Origin of the sequence: Caproicibacter sp. BJN0012 (assembly GCF_035986805.1) — a bacterium.
Classification (GTDB): Bacteria; Bacillota; Clostridia; order Oscillospirales; family Acutalibacteraceae; genus Caproicibacter.
This window is the reverse complement of the sequence record NZ_CP142518.1, coordinates 1314932-1334969: the sequence shown is the minus strand read 5'-3', so window position 1 is coordinate 1334969 and position 20038 is coordinate 1314932. Positions and strand designations below refer to the sequence as shown.

Below are 20038 nucleotides of genomic sequence, written 5' to 3'. Positions count from 1 at the left end.
TGTTTGCATTTTCTGTCTGAAGGAGGATTCAATGATGAACATTCTGGCAATTGGTGATGTGGTCGGCAGTATCGGCTGTAATTTTCTTCGCAGACACCTGCCCTCCGTCAAAAAGCTGAAGGGAATCGACCTGGTCATTGCGAATGGAGAAAACTCCGCAGACGGGAACGGCCTGACCCCCGCGTCCGCCTGCCATCTGTTCGACAGCGGCGTAGATGTCATCACTTCCGGAAATCACAGCTTCCGGCGCAGGGAAAGTTATGATTTTTATGATTCCTGCCCCGCTTTGCTGCGCCCTGCCAACTTTCCTTCCGCGGCGCCCGGCAAAGGATTTGAGATCATCGACCTCGGCCGGGTCCAGGTCGGCGTTTTAAACCTGATCGGAGTCGTTTATATGGAGAGCATGGAATCCCCTTTTGACGCGGCGGACCGAATTCTTTCGGCGGGCACGCCGAAAATCACGCTCGTGGATTTTCACGCGGAGGCAACCGGGGAAAAACGCTCGCTCGCCTACTACCTGGACGGACGCGTCTCAGCCGTTTTCGGCACCCACACCCATGTTCAGACCGCGGATGAAACCATCCTTCCGAAAGGCACGGGGTATCTGTCCGACCTGGGCATGACGGGGCCCGTTCAGTCCGTTCTGGGGGTCAAGCCCGAACTGGTGATCCAGAAAATGAGGACCAAAATGCCGGTCCGTTTCGACCTGGCGGACGGCGACTGCCGGATGGACGGAGCCGTTTTATCCGTGGATGAAAAATCAGGCAGAACCGTTTCCATTGAAAGAATACAAATACTCTAATTTGCTTTGGCTATTCTGCTAATAATTTTTAGATATAGCAATTATTTTTTATTAAAATAACTTGCAAAAACTGTTTTTTCGATTTATGATGTATCTATAAATATAAGTTGGGGGATAGCTTATGGAAATCTTAAAAGTGTCGTCAAAATCGGCGCCTAATTCCGTTGCCGGCGCGGTTGCGGGTGTCATCCGGGAATCCGGCTCGGTCGAGATTCAGGCCGTCGGCGCCGGCGCTACCAATCAGGCTATCAAAGCCATAGCTATCGCGCGCGGTTATCTTGCCCCGTCGGGAATCGATGCCGTCTGCACGCCTGCATTTGCAAGCGTAACGATCGACGGAGAGGAGCGAACCGCAATCAAGCTCATTGTGGAACCCCGGTAGAGCAAACCGATATCCTCACCTTGAGTGAGGATATTTTCATTCTCGGCCTAAAGCCCCGGCTTATTTTTAACGATTGAATCCATTGGAAGTGTATGGTATAATAACCTCACGGTGTAAACGGAGGCAAAGCTTCCGACGCCTGAGAGTACACTGAACCATGAATCGTGGCTGACCGCGCGTTTCGCGGCTTCGCGGTTCATGGTATCATAGCCGGAACGGAGCTCGCAGGTCCGGCTTCCAACCGCTGTTTGAATTGAGGGAGTGCTGACAAAGTGATGAACGGGATCGATCTGAAAAATGCTATCATATCCGGTGCCAATAATATAGTCCGATATAAAACATCTGTTGATGAACTCAACATTTTTCCCGTTCCGGATGGAGACACGGGAACCAATATGTCCATGACCATGGGATCGGCCGCCGCAGAACTGGTGAAGACAAGTTCAAATTCCGCCGGAGAGGTCGCGAAGATCGCTTCGGGCGCCCTCCTCCGCGGGGCGAGAGGCAATTCAGGGGTCATCCTTTCCCTTTTGTTCCGAGGATTTGCGAAAGGCCTGGAGGGGATGGATGAGGTCGGGGGCTCCGACCTCGCCGCCGCGCTCGGCATCGGAGTGGAGGCCGCCTACAAAGCGGTCATGAAGCCGACCGAGGGAACCATTCTGACCGTGTCCCGCATCGCCTGTGAAGCAGGCAAGGCGGCCGCGCAGGACGACGACAATCCGGTCGTCGTCTGGGAAGCCATCTGCAAGGGAGCAGAGGAGGCCCTCGCCAGAACCCCGGAGCTTCTCCCCGTCCTCAAACGGGCCGGCGTTGTCGACGCCGGGGGCAAAGGGCTGTGCTATATTTTCGACGGGATGCTGAGCGTCTTCCGCGACCACACGATCCTCTCCGGCGAAACGGCGGAAGCCGGCGGCGGTTCCGGAAACGACAGAACGCTGAACAGCGACTTTTTCCGCAACGCGGCCGCGGAATTCGACGAAGTCATCAATTTTACCTACTGCACCGAATTCATCATCGGGCGGAATCCGGAGTGCGGGAAAGACCCGCAGGACCTTCGCACTTACCTTGAAAGCATGGGCGACTGCGTCCTGGTCGTGGACGACGATGAAATCATCAAAGTCCACGTGCATACGGAGGACCCCGGCAACGCGCTGGAGGCGGGCCTCGCCTATGGTCAGCTCCTGACCGTGAAGGTCGACAATATGAAGGAGCAGCACCGGAAAAACGCCGAGGAAAACGAAGCCGCCAAGGCGAAATCCGCCGCGCCGCCGGAACCGGCGGAACCGGTGGAGGAAATCGGTTTCGTCGCGGTCGCCGCGGGCGAAGGACTCAAAACGCTGTTTACGGATCTCGGCTGCGCACAGGTCGTCAGCGGCGGGCAGACCATGAATCCCAGCACCGAGGAGCTAATGGCCGCTGCCCTCGCAACGCCGGCGAAGACCGTCATCATTATGCCGAACAATAAAAATATCATTCTGGCGGCGGAACAGACCATCCCCCTGATCCAGGACCGCAAGGTGATCGTGCTGCCGACCCGCACCATTCCGCAGGGCCTTTCCGCCCTTCTGGCCTACAACCCGGACGCGAGCGTGGAAGTCAATACCGTCGGCATGATGGAAGCCGCTTCCGGCGTGCAGACCGGCACCGTCACATTTGCGGCAAGGGACTCCGAGTTCGGCGGAAAGCGGATCCGCGAGGGGGATACACTTGGACTGGTCAACGGGAAACTGAGTGTCATCGAAAAGAACAGGGACGCGGTCCATGTCTGCTCCAAGCTGACCCGGTCTATGGTCGGACGCGGCACCTCGTTCATCACCCTGATCTACGGTGCGGACGTGACCGAGGAAATGGCCAACGATGCGTGCAGCCGCATCAAATCCAAGGTCAGCAGCGATATTGAGATCACCCTTGTCAACGGCGGACAGCCGGTTTATTATTTTATCATTTCAGTGGAATAACGCCATGCCCGCCTGAAAAAACAAAACACAGTTTGCAGGTGGTAGAATGGCCAGCTTATTCAAACAGGATATCCAGACCCTGAAAGGCGTCGGCAGGCGGCGCGCGGAGCTGTTCCGAAAGCTCGGCGCGCCGTCGGTCGGCGCCTTGCTGCGTCTGTACCCCCGTGCTTACGAGGACCTGAGCCGCCCGTTTCCGGTCCGCACCGCCCCCCTGGGAACGGTCTGCGCCGTGCGGGCCGCCGTTGAAAAAGCGCCAACGGAGACCCGCATCCGCGGCGGAATGACGCTTTATAAGACCCGCGCCTTTGATGGCGAAAGCACCCTGGAACTGACTTTCTTCAACAACCGCTATGTGATGAACCTGCTGCATCCGGGCGAAGAATATCTGTTTTACGGCAAAGTCACCGCCAATTTCCTGAAACGGGAAATGATTTCTCCGGAATTTTATCCGGCGGCGTCCTGCCCCCCTGTTCTGCCGGTCTATCGCCAGACCAGCGGGCTTTCCAGCCGCTTGATCGGAAACGCGGTGCGCGAGGCGCTCCGGCTGCTGCCGGACCCGATGGCGGACCCACTTCCCCCGATGCTTCGAAAAGAGCAAACTCTCAGCAGCCTGGATTTCGCCTTGAAGAACATTCATTTCCCGGACGATATGGAATCGCTGAAATCGGCCCGCGAGCGGCTGATCTTTGAAGAATTTCTGGTGCTGCAGCTCGGCCTACTGAGAATTGGGGGCCGTACCCGAGCCAGGAGCCGGTTTCAGCTTCAAAGCGACCGGACCGGTGAATTTTACCGTCTGCTGCCGTTTCAGCCCACAGAGGCCCAGAAAAGGGCGGTGCGCGAATCGATGGCGGACATGCTCGGTGGTTTCCCGATGAACCGCCTGATTCAGGGGGATGTGGGGTCGGGAAAGACGGCAGTCTCGGCAGCCCTGTGCCATTCGGCGATCAAGAACGGAATGCAGGCCGCCCTGATGGCTCCGACGGAAATCCTGGCAAGGCAGCACGCGCGGACGCTTTCCGCCCTGCTGTCGCCGACGGGGATCCGGATCGGCCTTCTGACCGGTTCCCTGCCCGCCGCTGAAAAGCGGAAGCTGCGCGGCGCCCTGGCCGACGGGGAGATCGACCTGCTGGTCGGCACCCACGCGCTGATTTCGGACGGCGTGAGCTTCAAACGGCTCGGCCTGGTCGTCACGGACGAACAGCACCGGTTCGGCGTGGCCCAACGGGCGGCGCTCGCCGCAAAAGGGGACCGTCCCCATACGCTGGTCATGAGCGCGACGCCGATCCCGCGCACGCTCGCCCTGATAATCTACGGCGATTTGGATCTTTCCATTCTCGACGAACTGCCGCCCGGAAGAAAGGAAACAAAAACCTATGCCGTGACGCCGGACGTCCGGCCGCGCGTTTTCGCTTTTGTGCGCAGGTACGTGCGGGAAAGCCGGCAGTGCTATATCATCTGCCCGATGATCGACGAAAGCGGGAGCGATATGGAAAGCGTGAATTCCTACGCGCAGCGCCTGAAAAGCAAATGGCTGCCCGACTGCCGGATCGGCACCCTGCACGGAAAAATGAAGCCGAAGGAAAAAGAAGCGGTCATGAACCGCTTTTCAGCGGGGGAAATCGACGTTCTGGTCTCCACCACCGTCGTGGAGGTCGGCGTGGACGTGCCGAACGCGACCGTCATGCTGATCGAGAACGCGGAGCGGTACGGCCTTTCCCAACTGCACCAGCTCCGGGGCCGGATCGGGCGGGGAACCTGCGCCTCGACCTGTATCCTGATCTCAGCCGCGCGGAACGAGGAGGCGCTCGCCCGGCTGAAAATCCTGTGCTCCACCTCCGACGGCTTTCAAATCGCGGACGAGGACCTAAAGCTGCGGGGACCCGGCGATTTCTTCGGAGACCGGCAGCACGGCCTTCCGGACCTGAAAATCGCGGATATGACGACAAACATGGAATCTCTGCGGAAAGCGCAGGAAACCGCCCAAAAAATTTTCCGAGCGGACCCGGAGCTGTCCCTTCCGGAGCACCGGGGCCTGCGCGCCGAGGTCAGACAGCTCTTTCAAAACTGGACGGACTGATCTTTCAAAGGACCGCATTGAAAAAATGCGGTCCTTTTTGATAGATTTCCTTGCACGCCCGCGAATATTTAAGGTGAGCGCGCAAATATGCAGGGAACGGCAGAAAAGGAGAAAACATGTTTGATGCTAAAAAGATAGACGGCAATAATTTTATCGGGCGGCTGAAAGCGCGGGACGAACGGGCGCTGGATTATGTGATCGATTCCTACGGGGGAATGATCCGGTCCATCGTGCGCCGGCGCCTTTCCTCGCTTCCGGACCAATGGGAGGAATGCGAGGACGACATCCTTCTCGCTGTCTGGAACGAAATTGAGCATTTTGACAGTACGAAAAGCAGCTTTTCAGGCTGGCTGTCGGCGGTCTGCCGGTACAAGGCCATCGACCGTCTGCGCCGGTCTTCCCGGTTTCAAAGCGAGCTTCCGCTCCCCTCGGAGGGCGAGGAAGAAGCCCTCTGCACTGCGGAAAACGAATCCGCATGCGAAGCCAGGGAAGCGGTCCGGGATTTGCTTCGGGACCTGCCGGAAGAAGACCGCAAGCTGTTCTGGGACTGCTACGTCCGCGAAAAGCCGGCCGAACAGCTCGCGCGGGAACGGAATATCAGGGTATCGGCGCTGTACAACCGCCTTTCCCGCGGAAGAAAAAAACTGAGACAATGCAGGGAGGTTAAGCCATGAAAAACATCTACGACTTGCTAAACGATGTTCAGGAAAAATCTGAGGACACCGGGAATCCGGTCTTAAACCGTTCGGAACGCGCAAAAATGAAGCGCGAATTCCGGCGCGCCGCCGGCCTGAACAAAAAATCCACCGTCCGCTGGACGACCGCGGCGGCCTGCCTGGTCTGCCTGGTCGGCTTCTCCCAAACGGCGTTCGCAAAAACGGCGATCGACGGAATCCTTCAGACCATCAGTCTGGGGCACAACACCGTTCTGGTGGAGGACCCGAACGCAGCGCCCTCAAAGCCGGAGGTTTACGATAAGGACGGAAATCCGATCACCAGCATGCCGGGAGGCAAAGACATTGACATCTACGACAAGAATGGCAAGAAACTCGGCACCATCGCGAACGGAGACCATTCGGACAATCGCGTCACTGAAAAGGAATTGAGCAAGGCCGTTGCTCAGCTTACCTTCCAGCCCCTGCTTCCCGCATCGATGCCTTCCGGCTATGCGTTCGACTGCGCAAAGCTCTATCCGGACGACAATGGAAAAATAGACGGAGATTATGCCGACTTCTATTTTACCAACGGCGATAAGAAAATTTTTGTCCAGGAAAGACGGAACACATCGGAAGCCGCGACGGAAACCGGCGGTACCGATGTGAAAGTGCTGAATATCAATGGGCATAAAGCCGCGCTGATCGACGGCGACACGCTCGAGTGGGAAACAGACAAAGTAAGCGTTTATATCGCGGCCCAAAAGAACCTTTCCGAACAGGAGCTGATCTCGTTCGCGAAGTCCTTTCAGGTGTCAAAGTAATTCTCAATATTTGATGGACGCAGGATAAGCTGCTGATAAATGCTCCGGCTCTGCACACGCAGCAGCCGGAGCATTTGTTACTTTTTGAAGTGGTGTTTCGACGGAATCTCCCAGGCCGGGAGAACCCCCTCAAACACCGCGTAGTTTTTATAGGTGACCTTTCGGTCGATATGCAGGGAGCCGAAAAACCACTTTTCATAGCTGACCTGCTTCGTGATCTGCTCAAAGAACGCTTCCAGCTGATTTTTCCCATCCGTCCCAGGTTCGGACGGTCCGGGTCCCATTTTCGGCGGCGGCGTGTGGGTGACGATATAATCCACCTGTCTTCCCACGGCTTTCAAATTCTCGGCGCCCTCGCGCATCTCCTCCATGGTGGGCATTTCCCGTTCCCACCATTTCCCGGCCTCCATGCGCAGCTGCTTTTCGCTGCTTTCACCGCCGCCGAAGGCAAAAATTTTCTTTCCCTCGATTTCATAAACCTGACCGCGCATCAAATGATACAGATTGCCGCTGATCTGCCGCACCTTGCCGCCGTTCCACTGGGAGGCGGGGTATTTCTCCAACAGATCATAATTTTCATGCGCCCCGTCCAGAAACAGAATTCCGTATTTTTTTTTGCCCAGCTTTTTCAGGATCTTTTCCTCCGCCGGGCCTCCGTCCCAGATAAATCCGAAATCCCCGCAGACAATCAGCGTGTCCCCCGCTTTCAGCCTGCGCATCTGAGGAGAATCAAATCGGCGCAGCTCCCCATGCGTATCGGCAGTCAGATAGATCATACCGGTTTCCTCCAGTCAGCTCGATTCCGAAGCCGTTCCCAGTGATACAAATCAATCATATGAAACGTTTTTCCGGCATAGTCCTTTATCTTTTCGGAAATGGCTGTTATACTATGTATCAGATAGGTTGATTTTACATAAAACGCCTGCTTCGGCCGGCTTTACTATCATATCACATCGGAGGCAAAATTTCCATGAAAAAAAGGCTAGCGTTCCTGTTTTCCGTCCTGACGGCCTGCTGCATCCTGATCTCTTCCGTCCCCGCACGGGCCGCCAACTTCTCTATCGGTTTCGAGCCTTCCTGCGCGGCGGTCGAGCTGGTCAACCTGGACACCGGAACCGTTGTTTACCAGAAAAATCCGGACGAAAAAAGGGAACCGGCTTCCCTGACCAAAATCATGACCTACATCATCGTCAGCGAACAGGTCAAAGACCTGCAGGGAACCCAGGTGACGATCTCCAAGGATGTGGTCGACCGCCTTCTCGGGACGGGCAGTTCCATGTCGAACATCCGGACGGGCGACGTGTTGACGGTCTATCAGCTCCTGAACTGCATGATGGTTCCGTCCGGGAACGACGCGGCGATGGTTCTGGCCGACTACGTCGGGGGCGGAAGCGTGGACAAATTCGTCGAGATGATGAACGAAAAGGCGAAGGCGCTGGGCTGTACGGGAACGAACTTCACAAACCCGCACGGACTGCACGACGACAATCACTACACCACCGCCGCGGACCTGGTGAAAATCACGCGGTGCGCGATGAGCCTGCCCTATTTCATGCAGGTCTGCTCCCAGACGCGGTACTCCTACAAACCCGTCGGAGGGCCGAATGCGGGAAAACAGATGCCGACGCTCTCCACGACAAACCTGCTGATTGACAAAAATGCGCTCGGGGGAGAATATTATTACCTGTATGCCAAAGGCATTAAAACCGGCCACACGGACGAAGCGGGCTATTGCCTGATTTCCACCGCGTCCGCGGACGGGTACAGCTATCTGTGCGTGGCGCTCGGCGCCCCCTCGGTGGACGCAAACGGCAAAGCGGTCAAAACGCGCGGCGAAATGGTGGACAGCGCAAACCTTTACCGCTGGGCGCTAAAGAATCTGGAACTGAAAAAAGTAGTCGGCACCGACCAGACCCTGGGAGAGGTCAAACTGAACTACGCCTGGCAAAAGGACAGCCTGCTGCTCACCGCAGAGAAAAGCTATTCCGCGATTCTGCCAAAGGACGTCTCTCAGAGCAGCGTCATCATCAACAAGACCATTCCGGACCATGTGGACGCGCCGATTAAAAAGGGACAGGTGATCGGCAAAGCGACGCTGAAGTACGCCGACCAGACGCTGGCGACCATCAATCTCGTCGCCTCCGAGTCCGTCGAGCGCAGCGAGCTGCTGCATATGACCGACGTGATCAAGTCGATTTTCACTTCAGGCTGGTTTCTGGCAATCGCCGCGCTGATTATTCTTCTCGTTGTGATTTATATTGTCCTCACGCTGGTCTATAACCGAAAGAAAAAGAACATGCGCAAAGTGAAAAAATATAGAAAAATGTAAAATAACTTCTCTGAAAAAGGGAGCCGGAAGCCGTGGGCGCGTCATTTTCGCACCCCGGCCTCCGGCTCCTTTTCTTCTTTCCCCTCTGTTCTTTCCTCTTTCGCCGCAGGCAGCACAAGGGAAATTCTGCTCCCGATCGCCTCGCGGCTCAGCACCTCCATATGCCCCCCGTGGCGTTCGGCAATCCACCTTGCGATGGAAAGGCCAAGGCCCGCCCCGCCCGTCGCGCGGGCACGGGAAGCGTCGGTGCGGAAAAAGCGGTCGAAAACTCTGGGGAGCGCTTCGGCGGGAATGCCGATCCCGTCGTCCTGAACGGTCACCCGAACCTCTTCCCCGCTGCTGACCGCTGAGATCCGGATGGTCCCGCCCGCGGGCGTATATTTTACCGCGTTGTCCACCAGGATCCGCATGGCCTGCTTGATCAGCGCCTCGTCCGCGTCGATCAGGGCCGGTTCCGCCCTCAAAAAATAGCCGTGCCCCCCGTCGATCATTTTGGTCTCGCGGTAGACCTGCTGGGCAAGAGCCGAAACGTCGAACCGCTCTTTCTGCAGGATCATGGTGTTGTTGTCCCCACGGGCCAGAAACAGCAGCTGCTCCACCAGCTGCTTCATATTATCCGTTTCGCTCTTAATGGCCTCAATCGACTCCTGGAGAGCCTTTTCGTCATGTTTCCCCCAGCGGTCCAGCAGGCTGACATAGCCCTGGATGACGGCGATCGGGGTGCGCAGCTCATGGGAGGCATCCGACACAAAGCGGACCTGAGCGCGGTAGGACTCGTTGATCCGGTCGAGCATCGAATTGATCGCGGCGGCAAGATTCCTGAGTTCCTCCTGCGTGCCGCTGACCGCGATTCTCGTATCCAGACGGGACGCGTTGATCCCATTGATCTTTCCGGCAAGGGCCTCGATTTCCTCCGGCGTAAACGGCCTCGACTGGTTCAGCCTGCGCGCCGTCTCGGCAAGTTCCGCAATCGGCCTCAGTGTCTTCCGGATCCTGCGCGACCGTTTCCTCACGCCGAAAAGGAGCATCATCAGCTCCGCGGCCAGAAAAATGATCAGGATGGTCTCGCCGAGCCCGATTTCTTTGCTCAGGTCTACGGAAACGACGTCGCCCGTGCTTTGATACAACCGGTAAACCAATCCATCGAGTTTTCTGAAAAGAGGAGAAGTTCTGGGAACCGCAAAATACCTTTCCCCTGAGAGGGATTCATCAAAAAATAATCTGCCGGCCAGCGCAGGGACACGAAGGCCCTCCGGAGCAGCTCCGCTTTTCTCCAACGTCACCCCGCCTTCTGAAAAAATCACCGGTCCGTCCGAATCCCGAAGTCCCTCCTGTTCCACGGCGTAAACGGCAAGGCCGGCGGCACGCTCCGCATGACCGGCCGCAGCAATCAGCAGCGATGCGCCGAACAGAAGGTCCAAAACCAGAAAAATCCCGAGGAGCTCAAAGAAAAAGACGGTGTTCAGCCGGAAGACGATCGAGGGCTTTGTGTGATCCTCCGGCGCGGGGTTTCCGCGACCCTGCGTTTCACTCCTCATCTTTGATCACATAGCCGACGCCGCGGACCGTGGTGATCAGTTTGATTCCGTATACATCGTCGATTTTCGAACGAAGAAAACGGACAAAAACATCCACGGCGTTGGTCTCCCCTTCGAATTCATAACCCCAGACATTCTCAAGCAGAACTTCCCGCGACAGAACCATTCCCTTATTTTTCATCAGATAGCAAAGCAAATCGAATTCCCGTTTCGTCAGTGACACAGGGTGCCCATTCACGGACACCGTCCGCCGGGCCGGGTCCAACACAACGCCGAAGGCGGAAAGCTGTTCGCTTTCCGCCGGCGCGCTTTTTCTCAGGGCGTTTCGGATGCGGGCGAGGAGTTCCTCGGTCGCAAACGGCTTTGTCATATAGTCGTCCGCGCCTCCGTCGAGACCGGAGACCTTGTCCATCGTGCTGTCCCGCGCCGTCAGAACGATGACCGGAACATCGGAAGATCGTCGGATCCGCCTCAGGACTTCCATGCCGCTCATTCCGGGAAGCATCAGGTCCAGCAGGATCAGGTCGAATGCGCCCGTGCGGGCAAGTTCAAGCCCCGTTTGTCCGTCGGCCGCTTTCTCCGTCGCGTATCCCTCGTAGTTCAGCTCCATTTCAATAAAGCGCGCAATTTTCTGTTCATCCTCGACAATCAGAATCTTTCTGCCCAACCGTTGTCACCGCCCCGCGTCCTCAAATCATTTTTTGTCGTCACAAAAGGATTTCTTCACATCATCCGTGGCATCCGCCACCGTATCCATCGCTTTGTTCACCGAGTCCTTCCCGAGGTCCGGCCCCTGAAAGCGATAGCGCAGCCCAAAGAATAGGCCGACGATCATCAGCGGAAGAGTCACCCAGAAAGCGAAGAGCAGGAGAAGCACCAGCACCGTCACCGGAATGGAAGCCTTGCATTCGCTCCCCTTCAGCACCTCGAACGTATTTCTGTTTCCTTTCTGAAGCAGACGCAGGCAGAATTTTCCGAACCGTTTTAGAAGCCCAGAGAAGCTCTCTCCCCGCTGCGCCGCCTTTTCCTCCCTGTACGTATATTCTTTGCCATACTGCGGAGTCTCGCCCTTACTGCTGTAAAAGCCGTTGCCTTCCGGCGCTTTCGTTTTGCCCTGTTTTTCCAGATAGATCAGGGCTTCCAAAAGATCGCCGCCCGTCGCCTCCAGCGCCGCTTTCGCCTCATCGTAACTTACATTTGCGCGTTCCTTCAATTTTTCAACCTGTTCCAATGTAACCATTTTTTATCTGATCCTCCTTCGTTTCTGTTACCACCACTTTAGCAGAAGCGACTTTAAGAAAAATTTGCGGCAAATTAAAATAGCATTAAGAATATTGTATTCAAATTTTTATGTTTTACAAGAGAAGGCAAAAAGATCCGTCCCAAGCAACCCGACGGATTGTATGGGACGGACCTTTTTCCCGTTTTACGGGGCAGGAAAACAACAGAGGAACGAAAATTACTTGATTTCGACTTCCGCGCCCGCGGCCTTGAGTTTTTCCTCCATCGCTGCAGCGTCGTCCTTGGAAACGCCTTCCTTGACCGGCTTCGGAGCGCCGTCGACAAGGTCCTTCGCTTCCTTCAGGCCCAGGCCGGTGATCTCGCGGACCGCCTTGATGACCTGAATCTTCTGCTGGCCGATCGCTTTCAGGATGACGTCGAATTCCGTCTTCTCCTCTGCGGGAGCGGCGGCGGCAGCCGGAGCGGCGGCAACCGCGACCGGAGCGGCGGCGGATACGCCGAATTCCTCTTCAAGAGCTTTGACGAGCTCGGAGAGCTCAAGAACCGTAAGAGCTTTTACATCTTCAATGAGCTTTGCAACTTTATCAGACATAAGATTGAAACCTCCAAATTAATATTATTTTTATAAACTCAAGCGGATGCCTGCTGTTTTTCGGCAATTGCGTTCAGGGCAACCACCAATCCCTTGATCGTTCCGCTGAGAACGGTGACAAAACCGGTAATCGGCGCGTTCAGGCCGCTGAGAGCCTGTGCGACCAGCTGCTCCTTCGGGGGCAGGGACGCAAGAGTCTTGATCTCGTCCGCGGTTGCGGCTTTTCCGTCAATAAAGCCCGCCTTGATCTGAAAGGTTTCGCTTTTATCGGCACTGGCATATCCCGCAAGAATCTTGGCAGGAGCGACATAATCGTCCGGATCGACGGCCAGAGCGGTCGTCCCCTCCAGGACATCGTCGAGCCCCGCTATTCCCGCGTCCTTCAGCGCCAGACGCAAAAGGGTGTTTTTCACAACCTTGTACTGGCAGCCGGATTCGCGCAGTTCCTTGCGGAGCTTCGTATCGGCCTCCACCGTGATTCCTTTATAGCTGACGATCACGCCCGTCCGGGCCGCTTTCAGGCTGTCGGAAAGCTGAGCCACAGCCTTCTTCTTTTCTTCAAGAATCTTTTCACTTGGCAAACAAATTCACCTCCGTTTGGTTCAGTTTCCGCGCAGAACGTAAAAAGCCTTTTCCGCTGCCGCAGAAAAGGCTTTCAACACACAAATGCATATCGAACCTTATTCTCGGCAGGCTGGAAAATCCATTAAGCGTACAGCGCCTGCTGTCTTTGAATAAAGAAAAACTATTGTTTTGATTATTATAACAGAAAAAGCAGTAAATGTCAACTAAATTAAGCGCCGAATTTGTTCGGGTTAATCTTGACGCCGGGTCCCATCGTGGACGCGACAACGCAGGACCTGATATACTGCCCTTTTGCCGCGGCCGGCTTTGCCTTGACGATCGCGCCGAGCAGAGCATCGAAGTTTTCGCGCAGCTTATCCCCGCCGAACGAAACCTTGCCGATGACACAGTGAATAATATTGGATTTGTCGAGGCGGTACTCGATCTTGCCGGCTTTGGCCTCATTGATGGCCTTGCCGATTTCGCGCGTCACGGTGCCTGCCTTCGGGTTCGGCATCAGGCCGCGCGGGCCGAGAATTTTACCAAGGCGGCCGACCTGACCCATCATATCGGGCGTAGTGACCAGAACGTCGAAATCCATCCAGTTCTCACTCTGGATTTTCTGAACATATTCCTCCGCGCCGACGTAATCGGCCCCGGCCGCTTCGGCCTCCTTCGCCGCGTCGCCTTTGCACAGCGCGAGAACGCGGACGGTCTTGCCTGTTCCGTTCGGAAGGACGATGGCGCCGCGGACCTGCTGGTCCGCATGGCGGCTGTCCACGCCGAGCTTGACGTGGACTTCGACGCTTTCATCGAATTTCGCCGTGCCGGTCTTGACGCAAAGATCAAGAGCCTCGGCGGTTTCGTAAAGGCTGGAACGGTCAATCAGCTTTGCGCTGTTGTTGTATTTTTTTCCGTGTTTCATTGGTTATCCTCCCTGTGAAGTGGTAAAATCGGATTCCTGTTTCCTCCCACCCGGGCTTTCATTCAGTCCGCGACTTCCACGCCCATGCTGCGCGCGGTTCCGGCGACCATGCTCATGGCCGTTTCAATGGAAGCCGCGTTCAGGTCGGGCATTTTGGTTTCAGCGATCTTGCGGATCTGTTCACGGGTAATTTTCGCCACCTTGGTTTTGTTCGGCTGACCGGAAGCCTTTTCAATTCCGCATGCCTTTTTGATCAGGACCGCGGCCGGCGGCGTTTTAGTGATAAACGTAAACGAGCGGTCGGCGTACACCGTGATAATCACGGGAATAATCATTCCCGCCTCGCCTTTGGTACGCTCGTTGAATTCCTTCGTAAACGCCATGATGTTGACGCCGTGCTGACCGAGCGCGGGTCCCACCGGCGGCGCCGGCGTAGCTTTGCCGGCAGGTATCTGGAGCTTGATAAAGCCCGTAACCTTCTGAGCCATTTTACTGCACCTCCAAAATTCGTGGTCGATGGCGGAACGGCTCTGCCGTCCCTCCCACAGGGGCGCTGCCCCCTCATAACAGCGGATTCCTCCGCTTATTACCCAAATAAAATCATTCCATGGCCTGGGCCTGATTCAGCTCAAGCTCGACCGGCGTTTCGCGTCCGAACATTGAAACCGTGACGCGGACCCGGTTCTTTTCCTTGTCGACCTCTTCCACAACGCCGACAAACCCTTCGAGGGGCCCGTCGATAATCTGGACGGAATCGCCGACATCGTAAGAAACCTCAATCTCTTTCTTTTCAACGCCAAGCCTCGCCACTTCCTCGTCCGTCAGAGGAATCGGTTTGGAGGAGGGCCCCACGAATCCCGTGCAGCCGCGGATATTCCGCACCACATACCAGGATTCATCGGTTAAGATCATCTTCACAAGGACGTAGCCCGGGAAGATCTTCCGCTCCACATCGCGCTTTTTGTCATCCTTGATTTCGGTGACGGTTTCGGTCGGGACCAGAATCTGCTGGATCAGGTCGTGAAGCTGGCGGTTCTCCACCGTTTTTTCAAGATTGGAGGCTACCTTGTTTTCATAGCCGGAATAAGTATGAACCACATACCACTTAGCTTCCTCTGGCAAAGAAAACCCCTCCGCTTCTTTTCATTACTTTTACTTTGCGACGTCCTTCCATCAGCCCGCGACATTCATAATCAGCCCGAGCAGGTTGACCAGCAGCGTATCCAGCCCGAAAACAAACAGTCCAATGACGATAATGGTGGCCAGAACGACGCCGGTGTTCTTGAATACGGAGCGAGGAGTGGGCCAGACCATCTTCTTGGCTTCGCTTTTCGTTTCGCGAAAGAATTTGGAGACGCTTTTCCCTGTTCTGGCAAAAAAGTTTTCTTTCTTTTCACTTTTATCGGCCATAATTTCTTTTGTCCCTCCGTCCGGATTACTTCGTTTCTCTGTGAAGCGTATGTTTCCTGCAGAACCTGCAGTACTTGGTCATCTCAAGCCTGTCCGGATCATTTTTCTTGTTCTTCATGGTGTTGTAATTGCGCTGTTTGCATTCTGTGCAGGCTAACGTTACCTTGGTCCTCATGACGGCACCTCCCGCTGTACGGAAAAAATTTTTCAGCCCTATGAAAAGGGCTTCGGCCTCCCTCAAAATAAACGGGCACAAAAAAATAACCCCTTTATCGAGGTATAAACATCATAGCACACAGTCGTTTCCCTGTCAAGTTTTTTCGCAGGATTTTCTTGATTTAACGGAATTTTCCTGTCAGGGCCCGCAGGACGCCTGTAAAAAGCGCCCTGTGGAAACAAGTCAGCGGTTGAGCAGAGTATCCGCCATAAACTTTTTCTTTTTCTGCTTTTTCTCCGGTTTTACTTTTTTGCCCTTCATCTTCAGGCCCGCCTTATAGCTTTTCAGCAGGTCTTCTCCCAGTTGGGAACGGACGGTTTCGACGGCCGACCCGCCTTCGATTCCGTTCAGGATCACAATGGTAATGATGGAGCGGACGTCCATATCCCCGGCGAGATAAAGGTCGTTCAGCAGCTGGCAGCATCGTGCGGTCCGGTCCTTTTCAGCCGGGTTGTTCACAAGGGCATTGATTTTCGGCAGGAGCCGCTCCCTGGCAAACGTGACCGCGCGGACATCACCGTAAACCGATCGTTCCGCGTTCAGCTCCTCCTTCAGTTCCGGAAACAGGCCGACAAAACGGTTGAAAAAGAATACAGGGTCGGCGTTATTGTCGTCGTCCTTCTTGCGTTTCTTACGCGCCTTGGCCGCCGCCGTCTGTTTCGGCCCGGTCAGAGTCTCAGTAAAATCATCGGCAATGCTCTGCGCCTGAGCCGGAGTATCGGTATCCGGGTCATAAAGCCATGTGGAAAGGGATTTCCACTTGCCGTCCGGCTCTTCGCCGTCCATTTCGCAGGTCCGGAGAACAAAGCGTTTGGCGCTTTCCTGGTACAGGACGCTGTAGGCAACCGATTCCCCAAGAAGATAAACTTCCCGCCCGTCTTCCTGCGCCTTGTTTTCCGCCCGGCGGTATCCCTGCCCGTTCAGCGCGGCTTCCACGCCGCCCGCCACCATTTCAAATACTTTCTGATCCATCATGGTTCACTCCCGAATCTTAAAACGTTCCGTTCCATTTTCTGTCTAAAGACAGTAATTATACTAGATTATACTACATAAACATTTTTTTGTCACCATACAATTTTACGGGCCGAAGATTTCCCCAAATAGGCAATTGCGTGCGGAGCGGCGTTGTGCTATCATATGTATTTGTAGTATTCTGTTTTCAAAAAGCCCGCTTCCATTACGCTGCTCCGCACTTCCACAAGCGGACGCTGCAAGGAGGTTAACAATGAATCGAAAAAAAATCGCCGTCCTGTTCGGCGGCTGTTCCCCAGAACACGAGGTATCCCGCGTTTCCGCGTATTCCGTTATAAACAATCTTTCCGAGGACAGATATGAGATTTACCGCATCGGAATTACCAAAGACGGGCGGTGGTTCCTGTACGAAGGTCCGACGGATTCCATCCCGGACGGCAAATGGGAAAAAGACGAACGGAATCGTCCCGCTTTTCTGTCCCCGGACCGGAGCGTCGGCGGGATCGTCGTCGTCGGCAGGGATCAGACTGAAATTTTGCCGGTCGACTGCGTTTTCCCGGTGCTTCACGGCAAAAATGGAGAAGACGGCACCATACAGGGCCTTCTGCAGCTCTCCGGCCTGCCGTTCGTCGGCTGCGGGACCCTGAGTTCCGCCCTCTGCATGGATAAGGCGGTCACCCACACGCTTCTGGCCGGCGTCGGCATCAGGCAGGCACAGTATCTCTGGTTCTATTATCCGCGCTATCTGGAACATCCTGAAAAGGTCCGCATCAAAATCGGGGCGAGGCTCGGATATCCGGTCTTTGTCAAGCCGGCCGGCTCCGGGTCTTCCGTGGGCGTCAGCCGCGTCAGCAGCGAAGAGGAACTGGACGCCGCCATCCGGCTTGCAGCCACCGAAGGGGAAAAGATCCTGGTGGAGGAAGCCGTGATCGGCCAGGAGGTCGAATGCGCGGTCCTGGGCAACGACGCGGCCGAGGCCGCTCCCATGGTGGGAGAAATCGCCGCGTCAGCCGCGTTTTACGATTACGACGACAAATACAAGTCCGGCAAATCGAAGCTGTACATTCCGGCACACCTGTCCGAAGAGGTTTCGGAGGAAATGCGCTCCATCGCCGTCAGAGCTTACCGCACGCTGGGCTGCCGCGGATTCGCCCGCGTGGACTTTTTTGTGCGCAACCATACGGAGATCCTTCTCAATGAGCTGAACACCATTCCCGGCTTTACTCCGATCAGCATGTACCCAAAGCTCTGGGAGGCCTCCGGCCTTCCCTACGGCGGGCTGTTGGACCGACTGATCGACCTGGCTCTGGAAAAAGCTTAATTCCACTTGTTATCCGGCGCCGCCTCCCGGAATCCGCGCCGGAAGCATATCACAACATATTTATTAGGAGTGCTGGAATGCAGGAGAATTATCTGATCTCGATCAAAGGCCGCCAGAGAGTGGACGATGAAACGGGCGAAGTGGAGCTGACAACCTTCGGCACCTATGTCCGGAGGGGCGACAGCCGGTATATTGTCTACAAAGAATATACTTCGGAGGACAAAAACAGGACGCGCACCTCCATTCTGAAAATTGACGGGGGAAACAAAGTGACGCTGATGCGCGGCGGCGAGGACAGCACCCGCCTGATCCTGGAGCGCGGCAAGCGCCACCTGTGCCAGTACGACACTGAATTCGGCAACATGATGATCGGCGTCTTCACCAGCCGGGTTCAGTCCGAACTCAACGACCTGGGCGGGAAACTGGAGGTCAGCTACACGCTGGACATCAATTCCAGCCTTTCGAGTCAGAACGAGATTTTCATCACCATCAAGGAGGCAAACAACAAGGATGTCCAAATTAGCGCTGCAGGCAACTGAACAACTGAGAGACGCGATCCGGACCGCTATGGAGAAAGCGGTCAAAGACGGCTCCCTGCCGGAAGCTCCCCTGCCGGAATTTACCGTCGAGGTCCCGGCCGACCGCGCGCACGGCGACTGGGCGACCAACGCCGCCATGGCCGGCGCGAAAAGTTTTCACTTGCCCCCGCGGAAAATCGCCCAAACCATCGCGGAAAAGATCGATCTTTCCGGCACTTATTTCGGCCGCTCCGAAATTGCGGGGCCCGGTTTTCTGAATTTCTTTTTCCGGCCCGGCTTCTACACCGACGTGCTGAAGGACGTGATCGCCTGCGGAGACAGCTATGGCCGCAGTGATTTCGGGAAAAAAGAAAAGATCATGGTGGAGTTTGTTTCCGCCAATCCGACCGGGCCGATGCACATGGGCAACGCCCGCGGCGGCGCGCTGGGCGACTGCCTCGCCTCCGTCCTGGATGCGGCCGGATACGACGTCACGCGCGAATTTTACGTCAACGACGCGGGAAACCAGATCGACAAATTCGGCGCTTCGCTGGAAGCGCGTTATCTGCAGATTTATCTCGGCGAAGACGCCGTTGAATTTCCGGAGGACGGCTACCAGGGCGACGACATCCGCGACCGCGCGCAGCAGTTCGCCGAACAAAACGGGGACCGCTACGTGAAATCGGACTCCGCCGAGCGCCGCATGGCGCTGGTCGGCTTTGCCCTGCCGAAAAACATCGACAAGATGAAGACCGACCTGGAAAAATACCGCATCCTTTATGACGTCTGGTTCCGCGAAAGCACCATCCACGAGGACGGCGAGCTCACGGAAACCATCGACATCCTGAAAGAACGCGGCATGACCTACGAAAAGGACGGCGCGCTCTGGTACCGTGCGACCGCGCTCGGCGCGGAAAAGGATGAGGTCCTGGTCCGCCAGAACGGAAACCCGACCTATTTCGCCGCCGACATCGCCTACCACCGCAATAAGTTTGCGAAGCGCGGCTTTTCCCGCGTCATCGACGTGTGGGGCGCGGACCATCACGGCCACGTCGCCCGGATGAAGGGCGCGATGGACGCCATCGGGCTCGACGGGAGCAAGCTGGACGTCGTCCTGATCCAGTTGGTCCGGCTGGTCCGCGGCGGCGAGGTCGTGCGCATGAGCAAGCGCACCGGCAAGGCCATCGGACTCGCCGATCTTCTGGACGAAGTTCCCGTGGACGCGGCCCGGTTCTACTTCAATCTGCGCGAGGCCACCTCCCAGATGGAATTCGATTTGGACCTCGCCGTGCAGCAGGATTCCCAGAACCCGGTTTATTACGTTCAGTACGCACACGCGCGGATCTGCAGCATTCTGAAAAATCTTGCTGCGGAGGGCATTTTCCCCCGCGACTGCACGGAGGAGGAGCTGGCTCTGCTCAATTCCCCTGAGGAAATCGAGCTGATCCGCCATATCGCCTCCTTCACCTCGGAAATCATCGCCGCCGCACAGAACTACGATCCCGCTCGGATCACGAGATACGTGATCGAGCTTGCGACGCTGTTCCACAAATTTTATAACGCCCGCAGAGTCAAGGGCGAGGCGGAGAGCCTGACTGCGGCGCGGCTCCTTCTGTGCCGCGCGACCGCCACGGTTCTGCGCAACGTGCTCTCGATGTTTAAAATCACGGCTCCCGAAAGCATGTGAGCCGTTTGGAAATGCAGGTGTAAACAA

General features: G+C 56.0%; 22 protein-coding genes and 1 other annotated feature. Of the genes, 10 read left to right on the top strand and 12 right to left on the bottom strand.

Annotation, left to right across the window (positions count from 1 at the left end; genetic code table 11):
- The first annotated feature begins 34 nt into the window (after positions 1-34).
- The 6 genes from VA597_RS06340 (at position 35) to VA597_RS06315 (ending at position 6696) form a co-directional block, all read left to right on the top strand.
- Positions 35-802 (top strand): TIGR00282 family metallophosphoesterase, encoded by a 768-nt coding sequence (locus tag VA597_RS06340; RefSeq protein WP_326975670.1) that lies wholly within the window; start codon positions 35-37, stop codon positions 800-802.
- A gap of 121 nt (positions 803-923) precedes the next feature.
- Positions 924-1184: a stage V sporulation protein S gene (locus tag VA597_RS06335; RefSeq protein WP_128741965.1), complete on the top strand. Its 261-nt coding sequence runs from the start codon at positions 924-926 to the stop codon at positions 1182-1184.
- 272 nt (positions 1185-1456) lie between these two features.
- Positions 1457-3142, top strand: coding sequence for a DAK2 domain-containing protein (locus VA597_RS06330; protein WP_128741964.1), 1686 nt, complete (start codon positions 1457-1459; stop codon positions 3140-3142).
- A gap of 46 nt (positions 3143-3188) precedes the next feature.
- Positions 3189-5219 carry an ATP-dependent DNA helicase RecG gene (recG, locus tag VA597_RS06325; protein WP_326975545.1) on the top strand — a complete coding sequence of 677 codons (2031 nt, stop codon included), beginning with the start codon at positions 3189-3191 and terminating at the stop codon, positions 5217-5219.
- Between the two features lie 116 nt (positions 5220-5335).
- A complete protein-coding gene (locus VA597_RS06320) occupies positions 5336-5893 on the top strand; it encodes a sigma-70 family RNA polymerase sigma factor (RefSeq protein ID WP_128741962.1) in 558 nt (185 codons plus the stop codon).
- Positions 5890-6696 (top strand): DUF4367 domain-containing protein, encoded by an 807-nt coding sequence (locus tag VA597_RS06315; RefSeq protein ID WP_128741961.1) that lies wholly within the window; start codon positions 5890-5892, stop codon positions 6694-6696. The genes VA597_RS06320 and VA597_RS06315 overlap by 4 nt, the downstream gene beginning before the upstream one ends.
- 77 nt (positions 6697-6773) lie before the next feature.
- Here the strand turns inward: VA597_RS06315 and VA597_RS06310 are convergent, their stop codons facing one another.
- The gene (locus VA597_RS06310) at positions 6774-7472 is read right to left on the bottom strand and encodes a metallophosphoesterase family protein (protein ID WP_128741960.1); all 699 of its coding nucleotides are present in this window, start codon (positions 7470-7472) and stop codon (positions 6774-6776) included.
- 194 nt (positions 7473-7666) lie between these two features.
- On the opposite strand from VA597_RS06310, the gene VA597_RS06305 reads away from it, so the two are divergent.
- Positions 7667-9025 carry a D-alanyl-D-alanine carboxypeptidase family protein gene (locus VA597_RS06305; RefSeq protein WP_128741959.1) on the top strand — a complete coding sequence of 453 codons (1359 nt, stop codon included), beginning with the start codon at positions 7667-7669 and terminating at the stop codon, positions 9023-9025.
- Positions 9026-9066: 41 nt separating this feature from the next.
- On the opposite strand, the gene VA597_RS06300 is transcribed toward VA597_RS06305, so the two are convergent.
- The 11 genes from VA597_RS06300 to VA597_RS06250 all read right to left on the bottom strand — a co-directional run bounded on the left by VA597_RS06300 (position 9067) and on the right by VA597_RS06250 (position 16488).
- On the bottom strand, positions 9067-10563 hold the full coding sequence (locus VA597_RS06300; RefSeq protein ID WP_128741958.1) for a sensor histidine kinase: 1497 nt from the start codon (positions 10561-10563) through the stop codon (positions 9067-9069).
- Positions 10553-11230: a response regulator transcription factor gene (locus VA597_RS06295; protein ID WP_128741957.1), complete on the bottom strand. Its 678-nt coding sequence runs from the start codon at positions 11228-11230 to the stop codon at positions 10553-10555. The genes VA597_RS06300 and VA597_RS06295 overlap by 11 nt, the downstream gene beginning before the upstream one ends.
- A 27-nt stretch (positions 11231-11257) precedes the next feature.
- On the bottom strand, positions 11258-11803 hold the full coding sequence (locus VA597_RS06290; RefSeq protein WP_128741956.1) for a DUF4342 domain-containing protein: 546 nt from the start codon (positions 11801-11803) through the stop codon (positions 11258-11260).
- Between the two features lie 219 nt (positions 11804-12022).
- The gene (rplL, locus tag VA597_RS06285; RefSeq protein WP_128741955.1) at positions 12023-12397 is read right to left on the bottom strand and encodes a 50S ribosomal protein L7/L12; all 375 of its coding nucleotides are present in this window, start codon (positions 12395-12397) and stop codon (positions 12023-12025) included.
- Positions 12398-12435: 38 nt separating this feature from the next.
- Positions 12436-12978 (bottom strand): 50S ribosomal protein L10, encoded by a 543-nt coding sequence (gene rplJ, locus VA597_RS06280; RefSeq protein ID WP_128741954.1) that lies wholly within the window; start codon positions 12976-12978, stop codon positions 12436-12438.
- A gap of 31 nt (positions 12979-13009) precedes the next feature.
- Positions 13010-13149 (bottom strand) — a sequence feature (ribosomal protein L10 leader region).
- Positions 13150-13190: 41 nt separating this feature from the next.
- Positions 13191-13886, bottom strand: coding sequence for a 50S ribosomal protein L1 (rplA, locus tag VA597_RS06275; RefSeq protein WP_128741953.1), 696 nt, complete (start codon positions 13884-13886; stop codon positions 13191-13193).
- Positions 13887-13948: 62 nt separating this feature from the next.
- Positions 13949-14374, bottom strand: a complete 426-nt coding sequence (gene rplK, locus VA597_RS06270; RefSeq protein ID WP_128741952.1) for a 50S ribosomal protein L11 — start codon at positions 14372-14374, stop codon at positions 13949-13951.
- A gap of 112 nt (positions 14375-14486) precedes the next feature.
- Complete coding sequence (gene nusG, locus VA597_RS06265) at positions 14487-15008, bottom strand: transcription termination/antitermination protein NusG (protein ID WP_128741951.1); 522 nt, start codon at positions 15006-15008, stop codon at positions 14487-14489.
- Positions 15009-15059: 51 nt separating this feature from the next.
- Positions 15060-15296 carry a preprotein translocase subunit SecE gene (gene secE, locus VA597_RS06260; protein WP_128741950.1) on the bottom strand — a complete coding sequence of 79 codons (237 nt, stop codon included), beginning with the start codon at positions 15294-15296 and terminating at the stop codon, positions 15060-15062.
- Positions 15297-15321: 25 nt separating this feature from the next.
- Complete coding sequence (gene rpmG / locus VA597_RS06255; RefSeq protein WP_128741949.1) at positions 15322-15471, bottom strand: 50S ribosomal protein L33; 150 nt, start codon at positions 15469-15471, stop codon at positions 15322-15324.
- Positions 15472-15696: 225 nt separating this feature from the next.
- On the bottom strand, positions 15697-16488 hold the full coding sequence (locus VA597_RS06250; protein ID WP_128741948.1) for a DUF7674 family protein: 792 nt from the start codon (positions 16486-16488) through the stop codon (positions 15697-15699).
- A 250-nt stretch (positions 16489-16738) separates the two neighbouring features.
- Between VA597_RS06250 and VA597_RS06245 the strand changes: the two genes are divergently transcribed.
- The 3 genes from VA597_RS06245 to argS all read left to right on the top strand — a co-directional run bounded on the left by VA597_RS06245 (position 16739) and on the right by argS (position 20011).
- Positions 16739-17806, top strand: a complete 1068-nt coding sequence (locus tag VA597_RS06245) for a D-alanine--D-alanine ligase family protein (protein WP_128741947.1) — start codon at positions 16739-16741, stop codon at positions 17804-17806.
- Positions 17807-17883: 77 nt separating this feature from the next.
- Positions 17884-18345, top strand: a complete 462-nt coding sequence (locus VA597_RS06240; RefSeq protein ID WP_128741946.1) for a DUF1934 domain-containing protein — start codon at positions 17884-17886, stop codon at positions 18343-18345.
- Positions 18317-20011: an arginine--tRNA ligase gene (gene argS / locus VA597_RS06235; protein WP_128741945.1), complete on the top strand. Its 1695-nt coding sequence runs from the start codon at positions 18317-18319 to the stop codon at positions 20009-20011. The genes VA597_RS06240 and argS overlap by 29 nt, the downstream gene beginning before the upstream one ends.
- Positions 20012-20038: the final 27 nt, after the last annotated feature.